Consider the following 23,508-nt stretch of genomic DNA (forward strand, 5'->3'; position numbering starts at 1 on the left):
TCGATCCACTTGAGACCGTCCCGCGCCGGGCCGTGCGCAGCAAGTGCGTCAGAACCCCGCGACGCTGCCGTGCAGGTCGTATTCGTCCGAGCGTTCGATCTTCGCGGTGACGATTTCGCCGACCCGCAGCGGGCGGCGGCTCGAGACATAGACCGCGCCGTCGATCTGCGGGGCGTCGGCTTTGGAACGGCCTTTGGCCACTGTCGGACCGACCTCGTCGATGATGACCTGCTGCCGCGTGCCGACCTTGCGCTTCAAACGGCGTGCGGAGATCTTCTGCTGCCGCGCCATCAGCGCATTCCAGCGCTCCTGCTTGATCTCTTCGGGCACGGCATTGGGAAGCGCGTTCGACGACGCGCCGGCGACCGGCTCATATTTGAAGCAGCCGGCGCGATCGATCTCGGCTTCTTCCAGCCAATCGAGCAGATAGGCGAAATCGGAATCGGTCTCGCCGGGAAAACCGACGATGAAGGTCGAGCGCAAGGTGAGGTCAGGGCAATGCTCGCGCCACTTCTTGATCCGCGCCAGCGTCTTGTCCTGCGCCGCCGGGCGCTTCATCGCTTTCAGGACTTCCGGGCTCGCGTGCTGGAACGGAATGTCGAGATAGGGCAGCACCTTTCCTTCCGTCATCAGGTCGATGACCTCGTCGACATGCGGGTAGGGGTAGACATATTGCAGCCGGACCCAGGCGCCGAGCTCGCCGAGCTCTTTCGCGAGGTCGAAGAATTTGGCGCGGACCTCGCGGTCTTTCCACGGGCTCGCGGCATACTTCACGTCGACGCCGTAGGCCGAAGTATCCTGCGAAATAACCAGCAACTCCTTGACGCCGGCGCTGACCAGCTTCTCGGCCTCGCGCAGCACGTCACCTGCGGGCCGCGACACCAGGTCGCCGCGCAACTTCGGAATGATGCAGAAGCTGCAGCGGTTGTTGCAGCCTTCGGAAATCTTGAGATAGGCGTAGTGCCGCGGCGTCAGCTTGATGCCCTGCGGCGGCACCAGGTCGAGGTGGGGATTGTGCACCGGCGGCAGCGCACGGTGCACGGCGGCGAGCACGCTCTCATATTGCTGAGGCCCCGATATCGACAGCACGCCGGGATAGGCGGCCTCGATCTGCTCGGGTTCCGCGCCCATGCAGCCGGTGACGATCACCTTGCCGTTCTCGGCCATGGCTTCGCCGATGGCGCCCAGCGATTCCTGCTTGGCGCTGTCGAGGAAGCCGCAGGTGTTGACGATCACCAGATCGGCGCCGTCATGCTTGCGCGCCAGCTCATAGCCCTCGGCGCGCAGCCGGGTGATGATCCGCTCGGAATCCACCAGCGCCTTGGGGCAACCCAAGGAAACAAAGCTGACTTTGGGCGCGGCGGCCTGTTGCATGTTTGATTTGCCTGATTGATGGGCAGGAGCTAGTCCCAATTGTCCACAATTACAAGACTTTGAGCCGGCCTATGGCGTGGTAAGAGATGTTTTGCCGGAATGCGAGTGACCGATGGGCGCCGAGTCGTCTCCGAAAATCGTCATCGTCGACGAAAGCCCGATCCGCGCGGCCATCCTCGAGGAGGGGCTGCGGGAAGCGGGCTTTACCGGCGTCACTCACATCAGCGAGATGCACAATCTGCTGGCCCGGATCTATTCGCTCGATCCCGACGTCATCCTGATCGACCTCGAAAACCCCAGCCGCGACGTTCTCGAGCAGATGTTCCAGGTCAGCCGGGCTGTGCGCCGGCCGATCGCGATGTTCGTCGACCAGAGCGACGCCGCCTCGATCCAGGCGTCCGTCGATGCCGGCGTCTCCGCCTATATCGTCGATGGACTGAAGAAGGAACGCATCAAGCCGCTCCTCGACCTCTGCATCTCCCGCTTCAACGCCTTTTCCAAGCTGCAGGGCGAGCTCGATCGCGCCAAGTCCGCGCTCGAAGACCGCAAGGTGATCGACCGCGCCAAGGGCATCCTGATGAAGCTGAAGGGGCTCACCGAAGAGGAGGCCTACGTCCTGCTGCGCTCCACCGCGATGCGCGAGAAAAAGAAAATCGGCGAGATCGCACAGTCGATCCTGACCGCTTCGGAGATGCTGAAATGACCACACCGCTGCGCATAGGTTTCATCCCGCTGGCCGACGCCGCGGCCCTGATCGTCGCCGTCGACAAGGGATTCGCCGCCGCGGAGGGGCTCGATGTGACGCTGGTCCGCGAGGTGTCGTGGTCGAACGTTCGAGACAAGCTCAACATCGGCATGTTCGACGCAGCACATCTGCTGGCGCCGGTCGCGATCGCCTCCAGCCTCGGACTCGGGCACGTCAAGGTGCCGATCGTGGCGCCCTTCAATCTCGGCATCAACGGCAATGCGATCACGGTATCGCCGGCGCTGCATGCGGCGATCATGAGCGAGATCGAAGGCGATCCGTTCGATCCGATGGCAACCGCGCTGGCGTTGTCCCGCGTGGTGGCGACACGGCGCAAGAACGGCGCCGAGCCCCTGACCTTCGGCATGACCTTTCCGTTCTCGACCCACAATTATCAGCTTCGGTTCTGGATGGCGGCTGGCGGCGTCGATCCGGATGAGGACGTTCGTCTTGTGGTGCTGCCGCCGCCCTATATGGTGGACAGTCTCGCCAACGGTCATGTCGACGCCTTCTGCGTCGGCGCGCCCTGGAATTCGGTCGCCGTCGACCTTGGCGTCGGTCATATCCTGCATTTCGTCGCCGACATTCTGGTGCGTGCGGTGGAGAAGGTGCTGGCCGTCAGGCAGGACTGGTCGGAGAAGAATCCCCAAGTACTGGCCGCGCTGGTGCGGGCGCATGATCGCGCCGCCGACTTCATCGAGCAGCCGCAGAACCGCGCCGAGGCGGCGCGCATCCTCGGCGCGCCGGAGCGGATCGGGATCGATGCCGAGGTGATCCGGCGCACGCTGGATGGCCGCCTCAAGATTTCGCCCGATGGAACCATTCGCGAAAGCAGCCGCTATCTGCTGGTGGGGCGGGAAGGTGCGGCGCGGCCCGACCCGGTGCAAGCCGCCTGGCTCTACGCCCAGATGGTGCGGTGGGGGCAGACCACGATCAGCCCCGAGGCGCTCAAGACCGCCATGGCGGTGTTCCGGCCCGATCTGTACGACGCAGCGCTGGGGCGCGAGGCGAGGGCCGCCCGGGCCGCCGACGCCATCGGCGCGTTCGCCGGCCCGGCGTTCGACGCCAACGACATTGCAGGCCATTTGGCGGCCTTCAAGATCGGGCACTGGAAGGCCTGATACCGAAGTCGATGGGCGATCGTTGGGCCGTCACCTCAAATGGCTAATTTTTAGGCGGCCTGCTTGATATTGGCGGCGGAGTCCGCCACCAAGGTCCCCGTTCAAAATATAACCGATTGAATAGTATACAGTTTTTACTGAAACCAGCATGGCACGCAACTTGAATATTGCAGTGCAGCCAGCCGTCGCCGATGCCGCTGGCCTACGTCCAAGATGGATTTCCGCAGCAACGAAGCTGGGCGGGCCGCTACCTCTGGTTTGAGCGGGTCGTATGCCTTTTTCCGTTGAAAGCCACCAGTCGTGGCCGCAGGAGCTTCGTCGCGCACATGAAAATCGAAAGTCTCTCCATCGACTTTACCGACGAGCAGAAGCGCTATCTCGAAGGATTCACCACCGGCCTGCAGATCAGCCGGGTCGGGCGGGGGCTCAGTGGCGCGGCTGCGGGCAAAACCAGCAGCGAGCCGACCGGACCCGACGCCGCCCACATCAAGGCGCAGGACAAGACCGTAGCGTCCGGCAAGAAGCTCGCCGACCAGGAGAAGTTCAAGCGCGAGGAACATCCGTTCGACGCCTATCCGCGGCTGAAGGAGCAGGCGCGCACCAACGCGCCGCCGTCGCCGGCGGATAATTTCCGCTGGCGCTATTACGGCCTGTTCTATGTCGCGCCGGCGCAGGATTCCTACATGTGCCGCTTGAGGATACCGAACGGCATCCTCAAGCACTGGCAGTTTTCAGGACTCGCCGACCTGATCGAACCGCTTTGCGGGCCGTTCTGCCACGTCACCACCCGGGCCAACCTGCAGGTGCGGGAGATACCGCCGAAGAATGCCGTGGCCCTGATCGAGGGTATCCAGGACCTCGGTCTGTGCTCGCGCGGCTCCGGCGCCGACAACATCCGCAACGTCACGGGCACGCCGACCGCCGGCATCGATCCGCAGGAGCTACTGGACACCCGCGAATATGCGCGCGAATGGCACTACCACATCCTCAACGACCGCTCGCTGACCGGGCTCCCGCGCAAGTTCAACGTCGCCTTCGACGGCGCCGGCAGGATCGCAGTACTCGAGGACACCAACGACATCGCGTTCGCTGCTGTCGAGGTGAGGGATGGTTTCGGCGTCCAGCCCGGGATCTGGTTCCGGCTCGGGATCGGCGGCATCACCGGTCACAAGGATTTCGCCAGGGAAACCGGCATCATCGTCAAGCCGGCCGATGCGACCAAGGTCGCCGACGCCATCGTCCGCGTCTTCATCGATCACGGCGACCGCACCAACCGGCTCAAGGCGCGTTTGAAATACGTCATCGACGGCATGGGCATGGAGAAATTCCTTGACCTGGTCGAGGAGAAACTCGGCCACGCCTTCACGCGGGTGCCGCCGGAGGCGCTGGCGCCGCGCCCGGCTTTCGACCGGATGGCCCATATCGGCGTGGTCAAGCAGAAGCAGGCCGGCCTGAACTGGATCGGCATTGCCTTGCCGCTCGGCAAGGCGACCTGCGAGCAGATGCGGGGCCTTGCCAAAATCGCGCAGGATCTCGGCGACGGCGATATCCGCCTCACGGTCTGGCAGAATCTCTTGATCCCCGGCGTGCGCGACGACAATGTCGAACCCGCGATCGCGGCAATCAAGAAGATCGGGCTGGCCGTCGAGGCCTCGCAAATCCGCGCCGGATTGATCGCCTGCACCGGCAACGCCGGCTGCAAGTTCGCGGCGTCCGACACCAAACGGCATGCGGCTGCGATCGGCGACTGGTGCGAACCGCGGGTCGAACTCGATACTCCGCTCAACATCCATCTCACCGGCTGCCACCATTCCTGTGCGCAGCATTACATCAGCGATATCGGCCTGATCGCCGCCAAGGTGCCCGTGGGCGAGGAGGACGACACCGTCGAGGGCTATCATCTGTTCGCCGGTGGAGGGTTCGGCCCGAATGCCGATGTCGGGCAGGAGGTCTATCACGACCTGAAGGCGGAGGATGCGCCGAAGACGGTTGAGAAGCTGTTGAAGGCCTATCTCGCGCATCGCGCCTCTCCTGATGAAACCTTCCTGACGTTCGCGCGCCGCCACGACGGCGAGACGCTGCGCAAGCTTGCCGAGGCTTCCAAATGAACCAGATGACGCCGCCTCCGAAGATCGAGATCATCCCCTCGAGCGCGCCGTTTTCCGAAGCACAGCGTTCCTGGCTGAACGGCTTCTTTGCCGGGCTGTTGTCGACCGACGCCCCGATGGCGCTGTCGACGGAGCAGGGCGCCGCCGTTCTGCAGGGCCCTGCAGGCGACGGCGATGACGGCGAGGCGCCTTGGCATGACCAGACCATGTCGATAGCCGACCGCATGAAGCTCGCCGAAGGCCGGCCGCTGCGGCGGCGGATGATGGCGGCCATGGCGCAGCAGGATTGCGGCCAGTGCGGCTACAACTGCCATGACTATTCGGAAGCGATCGCGGGCAAGACGGAAGCGCGTCTCAACCTCTGCGTCCCCGGCGGCAAGGAAACCGCCCGGATGCTGAAGACCCTGCATGAGGAACTGGAGAAGGCGCCGGCGGCCTCATCGGGTCCGGCAGCCGCGCCCGCGGCGGCTGCGCCGGCCGTCGTGGCGGAGCCCGGCCGTTCGCGGGACAATCCGGTGGCCGCCACCTTCCTGTCGCGGCGCCTGCTCAACAAGCCCGGCTCGGAAAAAGAGACCTGGCATATCGATTTCGACCTCTCGGGCGCCGGCCTCGATTATGTCGTCGGCGATTCCTTCGGCATCTTTGCCCGCAACGATGTCGGCCATGTCGATCAGATCATTGCCCTGCTCGGCGCGTCCCATACCACCAAGGTAAGAGGCAAGACGCTGCGCGAGGTGTTGATCGACGACGTCTCGCTGGCGCCGGCCCCCGACAGCCTGTTCGAACTGTTGTCCTTCATCACCGGCGGCGCACTGCGCGAGAAGGCACGCGCGCTGGCGCAAGGCGAGGATCCTGACGGCGACGCCGCGACACTGGACGTGATGGCGGCGCTGCAAAAATTCTCCGGCGTCCGTCCGCATCCCGAAGCCTTCGTCGAGGCGCTGGAGCCGCTGCAGCCGCGGCTCTATTCGATCTCCTCGTCGCACAACGCGACGCCCGGCAAACTGTCGCTTACGGTGGACTGCGTGCGCTACGTGATCGGCAAGCGCAAGCGGCTCGGGCTCGCCTCTACCTTCCTCGCCGAACGCATCAATCCCGGCGACGAGGTCAAGGTTTATGTGCAGAAGGCCCACGGCTTCGCGCTGCCGCAGGATCCGAAGACGCCGATCATCATGATCGGGCCGGGCACCGGCGTCGCTCCGTTCCGCGCCTTCCTGCTCGACCGCAAGGCCACCGGCGCGCCCGGCAAGAACTGGCTGTTCTTCGGCCATCAGCGCAGCGACTGCGATTTCTTCTATGCCGACGAGCTCAACGCCCTCAAAACCTCGGGCGTGCTGACGCGATTATCGCTGGCGTGGTCGCGCGACGGCGACAAGAAATTCTATGTGCAGGACCGCATGCGCGAACTCGGCCGCGAAGTGTGGACGTGGTTGGCCGACGGCGCCAACCTCTATATCTGCGGTGACGCCAAGCGGATGGCGAAGGATGTCGAACGCGCGCTGGTCGATATCATCGCGCAGTTCGGCGCACGGTCGACCGACGAAGCGGTGCTGTTCGTCGCCGATCTCAAGAAGAAGGGGCGGTTCCAGCAGGATGTCTACTGAGCGGGTTCCAGACCGATTCAATTCGAACAAATAATATTCTCGTCCGAATCCGCCGCAGAGAATTTTTGACTGCAATTGGACTCTATCGGGGCGTTGATATCGCTATTTCCGGGATGGTCTTGCATCCGGCAGCGGACGGCATTTGATTATGCCCGATGCTGCGTTGGAGATCGACCATGCGCGAACTATCGGCGGAAGCCCGCCTGCACCTTTACGCGCGTTCGCTGTCCAGGCGAAGCGGAACCGGATTTCACGCGGCCGCGCTCTACGGCGCCTTCGCGGTCATAGCCGGCATTTTATTGGGTACGCTCTCGGTTCACCCATTCTAGGGCAACTCCCTAATTAGCCTTCTTGAACGGCGCCACCTCAATCCCCCCGACCTTCAGCGCTTGCCTCACGCCGCGCGCGATTTCGACGGCGCCCGGGGTATCGCCGTGAATGCACACGGTGTCGGTGCGCATCTTGATCACCTTGCCCGTCACCGAGACCACCGCGCCGTCCTGCACCATCCGCACCACGCGATCCGCGATTTCCCTGGCGTCGTGCAGCACCGCGCCGGGCTTGCGGCGCGACACCAGCGAGCCGTCGTCTTCATAGGCACGATCGGCGAACACTTCGTGCACCATCGGCAGATTGGCGGCTTCGCCCGCCTGCACCAGTTTCGAATTGGCGAGCACCACGAAAACCAGATTGGGATCGACCGCCCTGATCGCGGAGGCGATCGCCTTCGCGGTCATGTCGTCCTCGCAGGCGACATTGGACAACGCGCCATGCGCCTTGACGTGGGTGACCTTGTGACCGGCCGCGGTCGCGATCGCCTGCAGCGCGCCGATCTGGTAGGCGACCAGGTTTTCGATCTCCGACGATTTCAGGCCGACCATCGGCCGCCGGCCGAAACCGTGCAGGTCGCGGTAACCGGGATGGGCGCCGATGCTGACCCCGCGCGCTTTCGCAAGTTCCACCGTCCTGCGCATGATGTCGGCATCGCCGGCGTGAAAGCCGCAGGCGACATTGACCGACGTGGCCAGTTCGATCATGGCGGCGTCATTGCCCATTTGCCATGCGCCAAATCCTTCGCCGAGATCGCAATTCAGATCGATGGTCTTCATGATGTGTCCGCTTCGCGTGAGTGGATCTTGAATTCGTCGTGCGCCGGCTAGTCCGGGACCTCGACATCCGCTGCCGATGGTGCATGCCACGTGCCGGCATCGACCGCGCTGACGGCGGCGCCAGCGACATTAGCATCATGCAGGGCTTCGATGTTGAGATCAAAATTTTCGATCGGTTGGAGCCGGTCGGGCAGGGTGCGCAGCAGTTCCGCCGACTTTCGCAGTTCCGCCTGCGCTTCCGCCATGCTGACGGCCTTGAAGCGGAAAACCTTTCCTGCCGGAATCTGCGCGAACCGCCCGAGATCGGCGGTGATGACGGTTGCGATCTTCGGATAGCCGCCACTGGTGCCGCGGTCCGGCATCAGCACGATCGGCTGGCCGTTGCCGGGCACCTGGATGCTGCCATTCACGGTGCCGTCGGAGACGATGTTGTGGCCGTGCAGATGTTTGATCACGGGGCCTTCCAGGCGGTATCCCATACGGTCGCTGGTCGCCGATATCTTCCATTCGCCGTCGAGAAAAAGCCTGGTGGCGTCACCGAACTCGTCGTCCTGCGGGCCCATCACCACCCGGATCGGCGCGTCCGCCATCGCAGGCAAATCGAGCCGCCGCTCGGCCGCGCCGCTTGCGAGCGCGGTCTGCAATTCGTCGCCGGCCTGCAGCGGACGCGGATAGGGACTGCCGAGGCCGGCGCGGGCGTTGACCGCGAGGCTGCCGAACATCGGCTCGCCGGCAATACCGCCCTCAATCGCGAGGTAACTGAAGGCGCCGCCGCGTGCAAAGCCCAAGGTCAGGGTCTCGCCGTCCGCGAGCGTCATCGATGTATTGAACGCGACCGCGCGGCCGGAAATGTCGGCGTTGCGCGAGGCGCCAGCGAGTGCGACGCGAACCGCGCCGCCGCGCGCCTTGAACGCCGCTCCGAACGGACCGATTTCGATCGCTGCGGCCAATGTCGGGTTTCCGACCAGAACGTTCGCCACCGCCAGCGCGAGCATATCCATCGCGCCGCTCGGCGTCAGGCCGTAGCGCTGGGTGCCATGGCGGCCGCCGTCCTGCACCGAACTCGCAGGGCCGATCGCTGAAATGACGAGCTTGCTCATGCGGCGATCAACTCGGCGACGATTTTGCCGGCTTCAGCAGCGCGATCCTGCTCCGCGAAGGTTTTCGCATCAATCGCCGAAAACGTCACGCGATCGCCGGGCTCCAGCAGAAAGATCGGATCGCGATGCAGCTGATAGGTCCGGACCGGCGTCCGTCCCAGGAGGTGCCAGCCGCTCGGACCGGCCAGGCACTGAACGCCGGTCTGCACGCCGCCGATCGAGACCGTACCGGCTGGCGTCAGCAGGCGCGGGTTCTGCCGCCTTGGCATATGCAGCGACGGATCGAGGCCACTGAGATAGGACCAGCCCGGCGTGAATCCGATCATGGCGACGCGGTAGTCGCCGGCGACGTGCCGCGCCACGATCTCGTCCGGCGTCATGTTCAGCGCCTTGGCGACGTCCTCGAGGTCGATGCCATGCTCGCCGCCGTAGACCACGGGAATCCGCCAGCGCCGGGCTTTTGTCGTCGGCGGAACCGGCAGTTGCGCCAGCGCAACCAGCTTTTCGCTCAGCGCGTCGAATCCGATCTGCAGGGGATCGTAATGCACCAGCAGGGATCGATAGGTGGGTACCGTTTCGGTCACGCCGGCGACCGGTTCACGCGCGAGAATGCGATCGAGTGCCAGCACTCGCCGGTTTGCGGCGTCATCGATGTTGCGACTGAATTCGACCGTGATGGCGCTGTCGCCACTCGGCAAAATACGGGGAGGGGAGAGTGTCGCGGCCATGGCCTCACAAATTCATCGGCGGACACCAAGCTCTAACGTGTTTCGCGGCGAAGTGGAATTCGCTTTGCGAGAATGGGCCTGCAAATTCAATAAATTAATCAGCATACCCGTGATAAGGGATTTTGATTGCGTCATGCCATGCATCCCGCTCGGCCGTGGGTTAGTGTCGCCCCTTGACGCGATGCCCTTGCCCCGCAAGATGCGCGCGCCCAATAAATCCCCTAGGAGCCACCTTTTCGATGTCCCTCACCCCCGAAGCGATCGCAACCCTGTCCCGCGTCTCCACCGCCACCATCACCACGGTTCTGCTCAAGAAGGGCCTGCGCAACGTCTGGATGCGGGGCTCGCGCCCGCTGCGGCCGGGACAGCCGCGGCTGGTCGGATCGGCCTTTACACTCCGCTTTGTGCCGGCGCGGGAGGATCTGGCGACGCCGGAATCCTGGTCGTCGCCGATTTCGACCCGTACCGCGATCGAGGCCATGCCGGCGGGCTGTATCGCCGTGGTCGACGCGATGGGCGTCAAGGACGCCGGCATCTTCGGCGACATCCTGTGTGCGCGCATGGTCAAGCGCGGCGTGGCGGCGCTGGTGACCGACGGCGTGGTGCGCGATCTCGAAGGCGTGCTCGGCACCGGCCTGCCGGTATGGTGCGACGGTTTTGCCGCGCCGCCCTCGGTCGCCGGATTGACTTTTGTCGGCTGGGGCGAGCCCATCGGCTGCGGCGGGGTGGCGATTTTCCCCAATGACGTCATCGTCGCCGACCAGGACGGCGCCGTGGTGATCCCGCAAGCGTTCCTCGACCTCATTCTGGCCGAAGGCGCCGAGCAGGAGCGGATGGAAGCCTGGATCGTCGAAGAGGTGAATGGCGGTGCTGCGCTGCCCGGACTCTATCCGATGAATGCCGAGACCAAGGCACGTTACGCAGCCACGAAGAAATAGCCGCCTCCTGAGAGCGGCGACTTCGCCGCGTCTCGAGGGACGGCCTCATGGTTCGAGACGGCGCACCGGACAGCGCGAGAGCGCTGCCGGGAGAGCGCCTCCTCACCATGAGGGACTACCAGTCAAGAAGGAGGACTTCATGGATATCCATCTCGCCGGCTCACGGCCGACGCGCCGCGCGCCCCAAGAGTACTTCGTCGGCACGGTGTGGCAGGATCCGATCATTGCCGCCGAAGCGCCGGCACGGATCGTCTCGACCCGCGTCTCCTTCGAACCGGGCGCGCGGACGAATTGGCATTCGCATCCGCTCGGCCAGACACTGTACGTGATTTCGGGAGTGGGGCGGGTTCAGACTGCGGGCCAGCCGGTGCGCGAGATCCGGCCAGGCGACGTGGTCTGGATCCCGCCAGGCGAAAAGCATTGGCACGGCGGCTCGCCCAGCAATGGCATGACCCATATCGCGATGCAGGAATCGCTGAATGGCAGCTATGTCACCTGGATGGAGCCGGTGAGTGAGGCGGACTACTCGGCCAAGGTCGGATAACGATTCATCGTTCCGTCAAATCCGCTGCGCCGTCCAGGTGCCGGAGCACATGGCGCCGCGCCACGTGCCCGATCCCGACGTGGCGGTGAGTCTGCCCGAGCCGACCGCCCGCTTCATGCCGCTCGAGAGCGTGACGCTGATGGTGCCGGCGTCGGCGACGCGGCCTGACGCGGTAACCGAAGCATTGTTGGACTCGACCTGACCGTTGTTGATGCCGATCGAGACGCTCGTCCCGCTGGGGCAGGCCGCATTGCTCGAGGCAATCTGGACATTCCACGCGCCGTCAAACGTCGACGCCGCAGCCGGTGTGACGGCCGACATGCCGACGAGGATCAGGATGCGGCTGGCAATAAGCATCTTGCGAAACGGTTGCATGGCGCGACCTCATGGTTGGACGCCAGCATGGTTACAGAGGTCTTCGCCGGCGAATGTGATCGCAGTCACCCGATTTTGCCGTGAACGCCGCGCGGACCTGGCGCGACGTGACGTACCGCACACCCAGAGGTTAATTCCGGACCGATGGCACGATCCTCGCAAACCTCCGATCGGCAGGAGGCCGGCTGTTCCGAGACGACTGCCCAAAAGGATACGACCGATGATCAGATCGTTAGCGGCACGTAATTTATCGGCACGCCAGAAATCGAGCATTCGCAACATCGCCTACCGGCTGGGCGGCTATACCAGGCGCCCGGTAGAGGTTCTGGTGGAAGACGTCGTCCTGAATGACGGCGCGCGGACCTTTCTGCAGATCGGCGCCATGACGGCTATCTCTCCGATCCGCTCAGCGTCAGTCAAAACGAATCGGTCCATCCATCGCTTGAATCACAACAAACTCCGGATGAGAATCCTGAATCCCAACAGACCCTAGTTCAGCCGGCTCCAGGTCTGACCGCCGCAGAACATGCCGCCAAACGCACAGCCCTGCACCCGCAGGCTGTCATTGCCCTTCAGCGCGATCGTCGAGTCGTAGGTGCTGCCGGAATTCGGGTCGAGGATTCGCCCGCTCCATTTGGAATCCTTGGTGGGCCTCATGTTGATCAGAACCTGCTCACCGTTCTGGTTCGACTTGGCGTCCACGGAATATCCGCAGAGATTGGGGCCGCACTGCTCGATCCGGACCTTGCCTTCCTTCTCCTCGGTCAGCCAGACGCCGAGCGGCGAATTGGCCGCCGCGGGGGCGGGTGCCTGCGGCTTGGGAGCAGGGACTGCTGCCGGCGCCGGCGGAGCCGTCGCCAAGACAGGAGCCGGGGCGGGCTGGGCAGCTGGCGCGGGCTGCGCAGCGGGTGCCGCATTCTGCTGAGGCTGCGGCGCGGGCGCGCTGGCGGGAGGTTGTGCCGAAGGGGCGGCATCCGCCGGTGCGACATTCGCAGTTGCCCTGGAAGGTTCGGCTGGGGCGGCGGCGGTCGCAGGGGCTTGTTGGACGGGCGCCGGCGCAGGCTCAACAACGGGTGCCTGCGGATCGTTCTTTGCCTGCTGCGGCGCCTGTCTGGGCGTACGGTCAATCTCCTGATCGTCGCGCGGGCGCTTGGCCTTCCGCCCGGTGTTGTCGTAGACGCCCGGGATCGAAACCGTTCCGCGATCCGGATCGATGCGGATGGTGCGTCCGCCATATTCGAAGGTGTACTGGGCCTGCGCGGCTGTGCTCGCCAGCAACAACGCGGCGACAGCAAAAAGCTTCTTCATCATGATCCCCTGAGCAGTGAAATCTCAGTGTCGACCGTACGTTGCCGTGGTGTTCCGCAACGTGATCCAGGTCACTTTCATGGCTATGAGTCGTGTGTCTAGCGGGTTTGGTTCAATGCGTCTTCTAGTGACGGCAGTCAAAATCAGGACCGCGGAAGCGGTCAATTTTGCGGCGAAAGCCGTTCATTCAACAGCAGGCGACGACCTGTACGCCCCCTGAGCATTCACATCTCGCCACTGTCTCTCCGGACCAAATTCGCGGCTGCAGCGCGTCCCGCCATTTCGCTTCGAAGCTGTTCGAATCGCTGCCGCGCCTCGCTTGCGCGATCGTCCACCAGCCGGATGGCGGCATCGGCGGGCATCGGCCCCGTGACGACAGGTGCGGAACTCTGGCCGATCGTCTCGTGCACATAATATTCGCCCTCGTCGTCGCGGCGAACGGTCCATTTGAAACGGAGCGCCGTCATCGGCCCGGGACCGATCTTCGAATAGCCGTCGGCCTCGACCGCCACGGGCGCGACAGGCTTCTCCTCGACCGCGGTCTTCTCCTCCGGCTCGCGATGAGGCTCCGGGTGATCGAGGATGCTGGCAATGGCCGCCAGCGCATGATCGGTCGGGTCGCTCTGGCTCACTATTCGCCTCCGGATGAAAAACTCCGTCAGCGGAATCGGTGTCCCCGTTGCCGTGCCGGTGGCTTTTCTTCGCGCGCGAATGAGGCTGAGTTTTGTCCGTGGTAAGTGCGCGCTTACGCACATACCGGCGGCAATTTGTCCTTCCAGGGCCGCTCCTGTTCGAACTGGCCTGCCAGACGGAATAAAGTTCCCTCGTCACCAAATTTGGCGGAGAACATCATGCCGAGCGGCAATCCGGCCGCATTCCATGCCAGCGGCACCGACATCGCGGGCTGGCCGGACATGTTGAACATCGCGGTGGCCGGCATATAGCGCCGCAAGATCGGAGCGATGTGCGACAGATCCTCCGACATGGTGTTGAGTTCACCAATCCGCAGCGGCGGCGAACATAGCGTCGGGCACAGGAACACATCGCAGCTCTCGAAGAAGGTGGCCAGCGCCCGCGAAATCTGGAATGTAGCCAGTTGCGCGGCCACATAATCGGTCGACGTCGCCTTTTGCGCGTTGTGGGCGCTCGCCAGCGTCAGCACCTCGAAATCATCAGTCGTCATCGCGCGCTTGAAGCGCTGCTCGGCAAACCGCACGTTCAGCGCGGTATTGGCAGCCACGATGGTCGACATCGCGACCGCCGGATCGGCGGCGAGCGGCGGCGCCCGTTCCTCGACGTGATGGCCGAGGCCGGCGAGCAGCGCTGCGATCTCGCGGGTGGCTGCGGCGATTTCCGGGTCGATGGCGTCGCCATAGGGCGACTTGTCGGTGAAAGCGATGCGCAACCGCCCGGGATCGTGCCCGACCTCCTCGATGAATGGCCGCGCCGGCGGCGGCGCCACATAGGGACTCGACGATTCAGGCCCGTGGACTGCGTCCATCATCGCGGCGCTGTCGCGGACGCTGATGCTGACCACATGGCCGCAGGAAAATCCGCCCCAGCCTTCGCCGCGATCGGGACCGAGCGGATTGCGCGCGCGGGTCGGCTTCAATCCGAACACGCCGGAGGCGGAAGCGGGAATGCGGATCGAGCCGCCGCCGTCGCTGGCATGCGCGACGGGAAGAATACGCGCGGCAACCGCAGCGGCGGCCCCGCCGGACGAACCGCCCGAGGAATGCGCCAAATTCCACGGATTCCGGGTCGGACCGAACAGCCGCGACTCGGTGGTCGGCATCAATCCGAATTCGGGACTGGCGCTCTTTCCGAAGATGGTGACGCCGGCGGCGAGGAAGCGCTGGGCGAGGGTGCCGGTATGATCGGCGACATCGTCCTTGAAGACGCTGGCGCCGAAGGTCGTCCGCGTGCCCTCCAGGATGTCCAGATCCTTCAGCAGAAACGGCACGCCGGTGAAGGGCCCGTCCGGAAGCCCCTTGTCGATCTGCCGCTTCGCATAGTCGTAATGCTTCACGACGACGGCGTTGATCTGCGGATCGACCTTGGCGGTGCGGGCGATCGCCTCGTCCAGCAATTCGCCGGGGCTGACCTGCTTGTTGCGGACGAGATCGGCAAGACCCGTCGCGTCATAGCTGCCGTATTCCTTGAAAGCCATGTTGATATCCGTAAAGCCGCTGAAGGGGTCTGGTGCAGTCAAGTCGTGCCGGACGTCGACGTCTCGGGCTTAGCCGAGCACGTCCTGATTGATGACGTTCTGGCGTATCGGCTGGCCGTCGAGCGCGCTCAGGATATTGCGCGCAGTCTGCTCGCTCATCCGGTCGACCGCTTCCCGTGTCACCCCCGCCACGTGCGGCGCCATGATGACATTGGGAAGCTCGAACAGCGAATGCCCTGATGGCGGAGGCTCCTGCTCGAATACGTCGAGACCGGCGCCCGCAAGCTGGCCGGACGCCAACGCGTCATACAGCGCCAGCTCGTCGACGATGCCGCCGCGCGCGGTGTTGATCAGGTAGGCGGTGGCCTTCATCCGTTTCAGCCGCGCCGCGTTGAACATCCCGACCGTTTCCGGGTTCTTCGGGCAGTGGATACTGACGAAATCCGCACGCGGCAGCGCGGCATCGAGATCGGCGACCGGTTCGCAGCCGGCCGCCTTGATCTCGGCGGCAGGCTTGTAGGGATCGTAGATCAGAACGTTCATTTCCATGGCCAGGCAGCGCTTGGCGGTGCGCGTCCCGATGCGGCCGAAGCCTACGATCAGCACGGTCTTGCCGAACAGATCATAGGGCAGCATGCCGAGCCGGCTGGCCCATTTGCCGTCCTTGACGATGGAATGCATTTCGACAGCGCGCTTGGCCAGCGTCAGCATCATGAACAGCGCCTGTTCGGCGACCGACGGCGAATTCGCGGTACCGGCGACCATCAGCGGCACCTTGCGGCGGCTCAGCGCCGGAACATCGACGGCGTCGTAGCCGACGCCGATCCGGGTCACGACCTTCATGTCCTTTGAGGCCTCGAGCTCCGGTTCGCCGAAACGGGTGGCGCCGAGCGCCACGCCATGTACCGGCGCCTGCTCCTTGAGCATGGCTTCGAAATCCCCGGCGGATATCATATTCGGGAATTCGACGAGGTCGATGTCGTCACGTTCCCGTAGCAGAGCTCGTCCCGATTGCGAAAACGATTCAGTGATGAGAATTTTCTTCTTGTTCGTCGCCATTCGCGCGCCCCTGGTCCTTTTCTTGTTATGCGGCCGTCACAACACAGCGCCGGTGGCCTCGTTTAGCAGGTGCATATTGTTGAGGTCCACTGCCAATCGGAGCGGGGCTCCATCGCGCGCGCCGGCATTGGGATTGACCCGCCCGCAGATCTGCGCGCCTTCCATCGTGAAATAGATCAGCGTCTCCATGCCCATCGGTTCGGTGACGTCAAGCATGGCCTCGAAGGTCTCGACCCCGGGCTCGGCGTGCGCGCTCGCTTCGGTAATGTGCTCCGGCCGCAAGCCGAGCTGCAGCTTCTCGCTTCGCGGGATGCCCTGATACCTTGCCGCGCGAGCCGGCGGCAGCGGGAAGGCGAGGCGGTCGGTCAGTCGGATGTGCAGCTTGCCTCCGACGTCCTCGAGCCGGCAGGGCACGAAATTCATGGCCGGCGAGCCGATGAAACCGGCGACGAAACGCGTGGCCGGGTTGTGATAGAGCTCGTTCGGCGTCCCGATCTGTTCGATGCGGCCGTGGTTCATGACCACCACCCTGTCGGCAAGCGTCATCGCCTCGACCTGGTCGTGGGTGACGTAGACCGTCGTGGTGCGTACCTTCTGATGCACCTTCTTGATCTCGATCCGCATCTGGACGCGCAGCTTGGCGTCGAGGTTGGACAGCGGTTCGTCGAACAGGAACACCTTGGGGTTTCGCACGATGGCGCGGCCCATCGCGACGCGCTGGCGCTGACCGCCCGACAATTGCTTCGGCTTGCGGTCGACCAGCTCGACGATATCCAGCATGCGGGCGGCCTCGTCGATCCGCGTCTTGATCTCGGCCTTCGGATAACGCTTCAGGCGCAGTCCGAACGACATGTTCTCCGCGACCGTCATATGCGGATAGAGCGCGTAATTCTGGAACACCATCGCGATATCGCGATCCTTCGGCGGCACGTCGTTGACGACGTCGCCCCCAATCATGATATCGCCGTCGGTGATATCTTCGAGCCCCGCGATCATCCGCAGCGTGGTCGATTTTCCGCAGCCCGAAGGCCCCACCAGCACGACAAACTCATGGTCGGCGATGTCGAGATCGATGCCGCGCACCGCCTCGACCTCGTCGTAACGCTTGACAACCTTTCGCAACGTGACGTCAGCCATGAGGTTCAACCCTTTGTCGCGCCGGCGGTCAGGCCGGCAATGTAGTAGTCCATCAGGAACGCGTAGATGATCAGCGGCGGCGCGGCCCCGAGCAGGGCGCCGGTCATGATCTGTCCCCAGGCGAAAACGTCACCCTTGATCAAGGTGGTGATGATGCCGACCGGCAGCACCAGCTGGTCGGTCGACGTCGTGAACACCAGCGGATAGAGGAATTGCGCCCACGACACCGTGAAGGCGAAGATGGTCGCTGCGATCAGGCCGGGCAGGGCGACCGGAATGAAGATGCGGGTCAAGGTCTGAAACCATGACGCGCCGTCGATAATGGCGGCTTCGTCGAGTTCTTTCGGGATCGACGCGAAGTACCCGATCATGATCCAGGTACAGAACGGCACGGTCAGCGTCGGATAGACGATCAGCAGCACATACCATTTGTTGATCAGCTGAATCCCGGTCAGTTCGCCGAACACCACGAACATCTTGAACAGGGGCAGAAACAGCAGCGTCTCGGGGATCAGGTAGGTCAGGAAAACCCCGGTCGCGAGGATCGTCGAGCCCCAGAACCGCATTCGCGCCAGCGCGAACGCCGCGGGCACGCTGATCAGCATGGTAATCGTCACCACGAAGATCGACACCAGCGCCGAATTGCGAAAGAAGGTCAGGAACTGGTTCGATGTCAGCAATTCGATATAGTTTGACAGCGTCGGATGGAAAACGAACCAGGGGTTCGTGGCCGCGGAAATCTCTGCACTGGTCTTCAACGAAGTGATCACCATGTAGAGCGGCGGCACCAGCGAGAAGATCGCGAACAAAGTGAGGAAGAAGTACGACCATCTCAGCGCCCAGGTGCGGTCGCGGCTCATGCTGCCGTATTTGACCTTGCGGGTCGGGGCGGCCTTGTCGATCACTACGGTGCTTGTCATCAGGCTTCATTCCCGCGTTTGTTGATGTCGCGCAGGATGAAGATCGCTGCGATCGCGAGTATCGGAAACATGAACAGCGAGACGCTGGCGCCGAGCGGAATATCGCTGCCCTCGATGCCGATCCTGAAGGCCCAGGTCGCGAAGATGTGGGTATGGTCGAGCGGACCGCCGGAGGTGAGGATGCGCACGATATCGAAATTGGCGAAGGTCACGATCAGCGAGAACAGCGTGGTGATCGCGATGATGTTGCGCATCATCGGCAGCGTGACGTACCAGGTGCGCTGCCACCAATTGGCGCCGTCGATGGCCGCGGCTTCGTAGAGCTGATCGGGCACCGACTTCAGCGAAGCCAGGTACATGATCATGAAGAACGGGGCGCCGAACCAGATGTTCACGAGGATGACCGAGAACCGGGCCCAGCCGGTCTCGCCGGTCCACGGAATCCGGTCGACACCGACACCGGCCAGCAAATAATTGAAGGCGCTGTACGACGGATCGAATAGCCACAGCCACGCCAGCGTGCTCATGGCCGGCGGAATGACCCACGGCACCAGCAGCATTCCGCGCCATTTGCGCTGGCCCTTGGCCGGAATGTTGTGAACGAAGTTGGCGACGATGAAGCCGATCAGCGCCTTGAAGACGACGGCCGTGATCGCGAAGATGCAGGATTGCTCGACGACCAGCCAGAACGTTTCTCGCTTGAACAGGAACTGGAAGTTTCCGAATCCGACGAAACGCTGCATCGACTTGTTCAGCGTCGCCAGATGCAGCGAGTAGAAGGCGGGATAGATTACCAGGAGCGAGATCAACAGGATCAGCGGCAGCGTCATCAGAAAGGCCGCAGTGGATTTTCGCTTTAGCGCGGTGCGCAAGCTGGACCTCTTCCGCGCCGTCTGCGGAGGGGCAGCACTACTGCGCTCGATCGCGACATCAGCCATGACGAATCTTCCTCGCGAGTTTCATTTCATAGAAGCGGATTTTCCGCGTCGAGAAGCCGGCGTAACGCCGGCTCCCGGTGCAGGCAACGCGCCGCAGCGGCCAAAACGGACCGGCCGCCACGGCGATTGCTCTGCCTCAGCTCCGCATAAAGCCTTCGAGCTCGCCTTCCGCCCAGGCCAGCGTCTTCTCCATCGGCTCGCCCTGATAGAAGCGCACGCACATCTTGGTCAGGGTCGCCCGCGTGTAGATCTGCTGGGCGATCTTCGGCGGGGCCGGCGATGCCGAGATCGAAAGCAACTGATGCTTGTGCGGATTCGGATAGTGGTAGAGCGTCCCCTTCGGCGGTCCTTCCTCCGCCCAGGTCTTCAGGGTCGTGAGCTTCTCGAACGCCGGCAGGTCGTAGCCGCCGCTCGCCGCCACCATTTTTTCCACCGCGGCCGGCTGCGACAGATGCATCAGCACGCTCTTGGCCGCCTCCTTGTTCTTGGAGAAGCTCCAGACGCCCCAGAAGTACGGAAGGAACGGGGCGAAGCGGCCCTTGGGACCGACCGGGAAACCATGGGTCCAGCATTGCTCCGCAATCTTCGGCGCGTCGCGCTTGGCCACCGCCCATGCACTCGGCGGGTTCATGATCAGCGCCCCTTTGCCCGAAACCAGCCACCGGTTGTTGGAACCGTCGTCCCACGCCGGCGCGTCCGACGGCAGGAAGGCCATCAGTTTCTTGTAAAATTCGAGGACCTGCCGAACGTTGTCGTTCTTCACCACGACGTTGCCTTTGACGTCGACGACTTCAGCCCCGAAGGAGAGGAAGAACGCGCCGACGGTATCGACGGAGTCGCTGGTCTCGCCGAGACCGATACCGAAGGGAACGCCGCCCTTTTGGCAGGCCTCGGCCGCCTTCAGGAATGCATCCGTGGTCCAGGCGTCGGCTTTCGGCGGCGCGCCGGCCGGATACATTGCCTGGACGTCGATGCCGGCGTGCTGCTTCATCAGATCGATGCGCGAGCAGGGCCCCTTGATCTGGCTGCCGACGCAGGCCGGCACGGCCAGCCACTTGTCACCGGCCTTGCCGAGGTATTTGACGGTGCCGTTGACTTCGCCGTTCTGCTTGATGAGCGCTTCGACGACATCGTTCATGGGCTCGAGCTGTTCGGCATGTGCGTGAGGCCACCATGTCGGCATGGCGAGGATGTCATGGCCGGATTTCGCCGCCGCTTCGGCGGCGATGGTCAACGTGTTCTTGCTGCCCTGGCTCGGGATGTAATCGATCGTAACCTCGACCTTCTCCTTCTCGGCCCACTGATTGACGAGCTCCGTGCTGGCCTTGTTGGCGCCGGGCACCCAATGATCCCAGAAACCGATGTTGAGTTTGCCGGCGGCATTGGCGGTTCGGATATACGGCGCCGATATCAGCGCCGCAGATGACAGTGCGGTGGCAGCTACGAATTGTCGTCGAGAAAGTTTCTTGGATGACATTAGTTTCTCTCCCTGGTGAACCAATCGCGGTGCGAGGTGGTCTCGTTGTTGTTTTTTATTCGCCGCCAGGCAGGCCGAGATGGCGTTGCAAGACGTCGCAGAGACTTCGTTATTGACGATCAGAGCAGAATTGCCGGCGTCTGTCGAGAAATCAGGTGGCTCGGCTGGTAGAACTAACGTTGTGCTCAAATCGGCAGCAGAAGATTGTTCATGATCCGGCCGATCATGATGTCGGTGGCGTCCGACCGCGTCGGCGCGGACCGCGAAGCGATATTGCGCTGCACACATGCCGCGAGCGCTTGTAGAAAAAGGGCGCGCAACAGCGCCGCAGGTTCCATGGCGACCAAACCAAGTTGGTTCTGTGTCGGATATTTCCTTCATCGGTACCGGCGTCGCGGCGGCGGTAGACTAGCTTGATGCGAAACCGATAATGTCCGACTCAACGTGAGCACTGCCAGATTCTCCGCCAGCCCATCGAAATCATCATGGAGAGCGACGAATGATCAACCCGACACCAGCGGCGCGTGCGCGATTGTGCTTTGCGCTTGGCGCAGTTGTTGCGGTGCTTCTCTGCGCTCCCTCTGCTGCGGATGCACAAGTGGTTGAGGGCGTTCAAAAAGGCGCCCGCGAAGGCAACAAGGCCGCCGGACCGGTCGGTGGCGTGTTGGGCGGCGCGATCGGCGGCGTGGTCGGCGTGTTTACCGGCGTCCTCGGCGCCGGCAAGAGCGCATCGACGCCGCCAGCCAACGACAAGCAAGGCAGCTCGGCCAAACCCGCAAAGGGCGCCAAAGGCGCGAAGGGAACCAAGCAAAACGCCGTGCTGACGCAGGATGGCGCTCCGCAACTGACGGCCGAACAGATCGTCGCCAACAGCGATGCCAACATCGAACGGATCAAGACCGAATTGAAACTGACGCCCGAGCAGGAGAAGCATTGGACCGGCTTCAACAGCGCCATGCACTATCTCGGCCACAACGGCGCCGACCGCCTCAACCTGCGAATTGCCCGCGCCAAGCGCGACCCGCCGGACGATATTATCGAGCAGATGCGCAACGAAGCCCAGTTCCTCAACGATCGCGCGGTGGACCAGCGCAATGTCGCGGACTCCGCCGAACCGCTGTTCGCCAGCCTCGACGACAGGCAAAAGCAGATTTTCATCAATGAAATGGTGCGGCTCAGCCGCGAGCGCGGGCTGGATTAGCGCATGTCCGACTGATCAGGCTTCTCTGACATTCGCGGCGGCCGCCGCGAATAGCCGGGCACACGTGCCCTGGGGTAGGTTGAGAGGCGCGGTACCCGGCTATCCTGCCGCAGCGGCGCGGCCCTTCCAATCGTCATGCAATGATGAAGAAACCCTGTCCGACTCGCGCCCGACTGATGGCGCAGTCGGGGCCTTGTAAGGAACGCCTGCTTTTCGCATTCAGGTGTTGCGCGGATACATCGTTTGCGCTCGGCACGGCGTATCGCCGGCGTGCGCGCGGGCTTGCACAAGTCGGACTTTGGACGGCGCGATTGAAGATTGCGACCATCGCAAGGCTCGCGCTCAGGTCGCTTCAGCGCCCGCCCGATGTCCGCCTTCGCAGGCGCGAAACGCGATAGAGCCTTTTATTTAGGGTTTGACGCTAGGCTTTCCCGCAGATGCCAGCCAAGGCCGACGTCGATGGAAGAAAAGCGAAAATATCCGCGGTCCGAAATCAATGAACCGGCCTACGTATCGTCGGGCGGCTCGGTCATGAGCTGCACGGTCCGGAATATCTCGCTCGAGGGCGCCGCCATCGACGTGGAGAACGCGGCTTTCGTGCCTGCGCACTTTCGTCTGGTGATGGCCAACGACTCCTCGGTCCGCGAGTGCCGAGTCGTCTGGATCCAGCGAAACCGGATCGGCCTGACCTTCGTTGCAGTGCCGTAAGGACAGCTCGCATGGCGCGCAGCCGTCAGTGCTTCAGCAGCGATTTGACCTTGGCTTCCAGTTCCTCGAACGACATGGCGCCCTTCAGTCTCTCGCCATTGACGAAGAAGGTCGGCGTTGAATCGACCTTCACCACATCGAGAGCGAACCGTTGGTCGGCGGCGAGCTTGTCGAGCAGGGTCTGATCCTTCTCGCAGGTCTCGACGGCCTGTTCGCTCATCCCGGCCTGCTTTCCGATCAGTATCAAGGTATTCCTGGTCTGCGCCATCAACAGCTCCTGCTGCTGGAACAAGAGCTGGACGGTGCCGAAATATTTCTCGGCATCGCCATTGGCGATGCAGCGCGCCAGCAAATCAGTTCTTCGAAATGCCGAGAATGCTGGCCACCGTTTTCGCCGTGACGGCAAGCCGCTCGGAGGTGAGCTCGGCTTGCAGCCTTTCCCTGGCGCGCTCTTCGATCAACAGGTCGATAAGGGCGAGCCGCGTGGGCTCATCGACCGCTTCAGCCAGCAGCTTTCGATAGCGATGGAAATCGTATCCCGCATCCGGCTTCGCCACCCCACGCCCCCGCAGCGCGTGTCCCCGGTCAAATTGTTTCTCAACCTGCGGAAGAGCGCAATAGCCGATGCTCACCTGCGGGTTTCGCAACTGTCGCGGCAGCAAGGGGGACAACGACGAGCGGAGGAGGGTGGCGATCACGACGCGCAGTCGAGACCGAAGGGCCGACGAAGTCCTGGAGTAAGGTTCCGTCAACCATGACCATGCCCTAAGGTAATCCAGCCATTCAAGATTCGCCGAGGCGGCTATGAAGACTTCGGGTCGATCAATTGTTGCGTTGGTTGCAC

26 protein-coding genes are annotated in these 23,508 nt (G+C 63.3%); 10 read left to right on the forward strand and 16 right to left on the reverse strand.

Annotated elements, in window-relative coordinates:
• Window positions 1-48: 48 nt before the first annotated feature.
• A complete protein-coding gene (rimO, locus tag KMZ29_RS14515; protein ID WP_215619910.1) occupies window positions 49-1,374 on the reverse strand; it encodes a 30S ribosomal protein S12 methylthiotransferase RimO in 1,326 nt (441 codons plus the stop codon).
• Between the two features lie 112 nt (window positions 1,375-1,486).
• Here rimO and KMZ29_RS14520 point away from each other — a divergent pair, with 112 nt between their 5' ends.
• The 5 genes from KMZ29_RS14520 (at window position 1,487) to KMZ29_RS14540 (ending at window position 7,281) form a co-directional block, all read left to right on the forward strand.
• A complete protein-coding gene (locus KMZ29_RS14520; RefSeq protein ID WP_215601933.1) occupies window positions 1,487-2,077 on the forward strand; it encodes an ANTAR domain-containing response regulator in 591 nt (196 codons plus the stop codon).
• A complete protein-coding gene (locus tag KMZ29_RS14525) occupies window positions 2,074-3,240 on the forward strand; it encodes a CmpA/NrtA family ABC transporter substrate-binding protein (RefSeq protein WP_215619911.1) in 1,167 nt (388 codons plus the stop codon). Before KMZ29_RS14520 ends, KMZ29_RS14525 begins: the two co-directional genes overlap by 4 nt.
• 326 nt (window positions 3,241-3,566) lie before the next feature.
• On the forward strand, window positions 3,567-5,348 hold the full coding sequence (locus KMZ29_RS14530) for a NirA family protein (protein ID WP_215619912.1): 1,782 nt from the start codon (window positions 3,567-3,569) through the stop codon (window positions 5,346-5,348).
• Entirely contained in the window at window positions 5,345-6,952 is a 1,608-nt protein-coding gene (locus KMZ29_RS14535; protein ID WP_215619913.1) for a sulfite reductase subunit alpha, read from the forward strand. The genes KMZ29_RS14530 and KMZ29_RS14535 overlap by 4 nt, the downstream gene beginning before the upstream one ends.
• A 176-nt stretch (window positions 6,953-7,128) precedes the next feature.
• Window positions 7,129-7,281: a hypothetical protein gene (locus KMZ29_RS14540; RefSeq protein WP_215619914.1), complete on the forward strand. Its 153-nt coding sequence runs from the start codon at window positions 7,129-7,131 to the stop codon at window positions 7,279-7,281.
• 9 nt (window positions 7,282-7,290) lie between these two features.
• Here KMZ29_RS14540 and KMZ29_RS14545 read toward each other — a convergent pair whose 3' ends face one another.
• Genes KMZ29_RS14545 through pxpB form a run of 3 tightly spaced genes read right to left on the reverse strand, consistent with a single transcriptional unit; the run spans window position 7,291 to window position 9,889 of the window.
• Window positions 7,291-8,061, reverse strand: a complete 771-nt coding sequence (locus KMZ29_RS14545; protein WP_215619915.1) for a LamB/YcsF family protein — start codon at window positions 8,059-8,061, stop codon at window positions 7,291-7,293.
• 47 nt (window positions 8,062-8,108) lie between these two features.
• Window positions 8,109-9,161 carry a 5-oxoprolinase subunit C family protein gene (locus KMZ29_RS14550; protein ID WP_215619916.1) on the reverse strand — a complete coding sequence of 351 codons (1,053 nt, stop codon included), beginning with the start codon at window positions 9,159-9,161 and terminating at the stop codon, window positions 8,109-8,111.
• Window positions 9,158-9,889 (reverse strand): 5-oxoprolinase subunit PxpB, encoded by a 732-nt coding sequence (gene pxpB, locus KMZ29_RS14555; RefSeq protein WP_215619917.1) that lies wholly within the window; start codon window positions 9,887-9,889, stop codon window positions 9,158-9,160. Before pxpB ends, KMZ29_RS14550 begins: the two co-directional genes overlap by 4 nt.
• Window positions 9,890-10,128: 239 nt before the next feature.
• On the opposite strand from pxpB, the gene KMZ29_RS14560 reads away from it, so the two are divergent.
• Window positions 10,129-10,827, forward strand: a complete 699-nt coding sequence (locus KMZ29_RS14560; protein ID WP_215601941.1) for a ribonuclease activity regulator RraA — start codon at window positions 10,129-10,131, stop codon at window positions 10,825-10,827.
• 139 nt (window positions 10,828-10,966) lie between these two features.
• Complete coding sequence (locus tag KMZ29_RS14565) at window positions 10,967-11,371, forward strand: (R)-mandelonitrile lyase (protein WP_215619918.1); 405 nt, start codon at window positions 10,967-10,969, stop codon at window positions 11,369-11,371.
• A 15-nt stretch (window positions 11,372-11,386) separates the two neighbouring features.
• On the opposite strand, the gene KMZ29_RS14570 is transcribed toward KMZ29_RS14565, so the two are convergent.
• Complete coding sequence (locus KMZ29_RS14570; RefSeq protein ID WP_215601943.1) at window positions 11,387-11,746, reverse strand: hypothetical protein; 360 nt, start codon at window positions 11,744-11,746, stop codon at window positions 11,387-11,389.
• Between the two features lie 220 nt (window positions 11,747-11,966).
• Between KMZ29_RS14570 and KMZ29_RS14575 the strand changes: the two genes are divergently transcribed.
• Window positions 11,967-12,239, forward strand: a complete 273-nt coding sequence (locus KMZ29_RS14575; RefSeq protein WP_215619919.1) for a hypothetical protein — start codon at window positions 11,967-11,969, stop codon at window positions 12,237-12,239.
• On the opposite strand, the gene KMZ29_RS14580 is transcribed toward KMZ29_RS14575, so the two are convergent.
• The 9 genes from KMZ29_RS14580 to KMZ29_RS14620 all read right to left on the reverse strand — a co-directional run bounded on the left by KMZ29_RS14580 (window position 12,236) and on the right by KMZ29_RS14620 (window position 21,093).
• Complete coding sequence (locus tag KMZ29_RS14580) at window positions 12,236-13,054, reverse strand: DUF2147 domain-containing protein (protein WP_215619920.1); 819 nt, start codon at window positions 13,052-13,054, stop codon at window positions 12,236-12,238. The genes KMZ29_RS14575 and KMZ29_RS14580 overlap by 4 nt on opposite strands.
• Before the next feature lie 224 nt (window positions 13,055-13,278).
• A complete protein-coding gene (locus KMZ29_RS14585) occupies window positions 13,279-13,686 on the reverse strand; it encodes a hypothetical protein (protein ID WP_215619921.1) in 408 nt (135 codons plus the stop codon).
• Between the two features lie 113 nt (window positions 13,687-13,799).
• The gene (locus KMZ29_RS14590; RefSeq protein ID WP_215619922.1) at window positions 13,800-15,224 is read right to left on the reverse strand and encodes an amidase; all 1,425 of its coding nucleotides are present in this window, start codon (window positions 15,222-15,224) and stop codon (window positions 13,800-13,802) included.
• 69 nt (window positions 15,225-15,293) lie between these two features.
• A complete protein-coding gene (locus KMZ29_RS14595) occupies window positions 15,294-16,283 on the reverse strand; it encodes a hydroxyacid dehydrogenase (protein ID WP_215619923.1) in 990 nt (329 codons plus the stop codon).
• A gap of 36 nt (window positions 16,284-16,319) precedes the next feature.
• Entirely contained in the window at window positions 16,320-17,420 is a 1,101-nt protein-coding gene (locus KMZ29_RS14600) for an ABC transporter ATP-binding protein (RefSeq protein WP_215619924.1), read from the reverse strand.
• 5 nt (window positions 17,421-17,425) lie between these two features.
• A complete protein-coding gene (locus tag KMZ29_RS14605) occupies window positions 17,426-18,340 on the reverse strand; it encodes a carbohydrate ABC transporter permease (protein WP_215619925.1) in 915 nt (304 codons plus the stop codon).
• Window positions 18,340-19,278, reverse strand: coding sequence for a carbohydrate ABC transporter permease (locus KMZ29_RS14610; protein ID WP_215619926.1), 939 nt, complete (start codon window positions 19,276-19,278; stop codon window positions 18,340-18,342). The genes KMZ29_RS14605 and KMZ29_RS14610 overlap by 1 nt, the downstream gene beginning before the upstream one ends.
• Window positions 19,279-19,414: 136 nt before the next feature.
• Window positions 19,415-20,755: an ABC transporter substrate-binding protein gene (locus KMZ29_RS14615; RefSeq protein WP_215619927.1), complete on the reverse strand. Its 1,341-nt coding sequence runs from the start codon at window positions 20,753-20,755 to the stop codon at window positions 19,415-19,417.
• A gap of 185 nt (window positions 20,756-20,940) precedes the next feature.
• Window positions 20,941-21,093 (reverse strand): hypothetical protein, encoded by a 153-nt coding sequence (locus tag KMZ29_RS14620; RefSeq protein ID WP_215619928.1) that lies wholly within the window; start codon window positions 21,091-21,093, stop codon window positions 20,941-20,943.
• A gap of 161 nt (window positions 21,094-21,254) precedes the next feature.
• Between KMZ29_RS14620 and KMZ29_RS14625 the strand changes: the two genes are divergently transcribed.
• A complete protein-coding gene (locus tag KMZ29_RS14625) occupies window positions 21,255-21,956 on the forward strand; it encodes a Spy/CpxP family protein refolding chaperone (protein ID WP_215611877.1) in 702 nt (233 codons plus the stop codon).
• A gap of 459 nt (window positions 21,957-22,415) precedes the next feature.
• The gene (locus KMZ29_RS14630) at window positions 22,416-22,664 is read left to right on the forward strand and encodes a PilZ domain-containing protein (RefSeq protein WP_215619929.1); all 249 of its coding nucleotides are present in this window, start codon (window positions 22,416-22,418) and stop codon (window positions 22,662-22,664) included.
• A 25-nt stretch (window positions 22,665-22,689) separates the two neighbouring features.
• Here KMZ29_RS14630 and KMZ29_RS14635 read toward each other — a convergent pair whose 3' ends face one another.
• Both KMZ29_RS14635 and KMZ29_RS27005 read right to left on the reverse strand, forming a co-directional pair.
• Complete coding sequence (locus tag KMZ29_RS14635) at window positions 22,690-23,016, reverse strand: DsbA family protein (RefSeq protein WP_249779692.1); 327 nt, start codon at window positions 23,014-23,016, stop codon at window positions 22,690-22,692.
• A 1-nt stretch (window position 23,017) separates the two neighbouring features.
• The gene (locus KMZ29_RS27005) at window positions 23,018-23,362 is read right to left on the reverse strand and encodes a hypothetical protein (protein WP_369810017.1); all 345 of its coding nucleotides are present in this window, start codon (window positions 23,360-23,362) and stop codon (window positions 23,018-23,020) included.
• Between the last annotated feature and the right edge of the window lie 146 nt (window positions 23,363-23,508).

Origin of the sequence: Bradyrhizobium sediminis (assembly GCF_018736085.1) — a bacterium.
Lineage (GTDB): Bacteria > Pseudomonadota > Alphaproteobacteria > Rhizobiales > Xanthobacteraceae > Bradyrhizobium > Bradyrhizobium sediminis.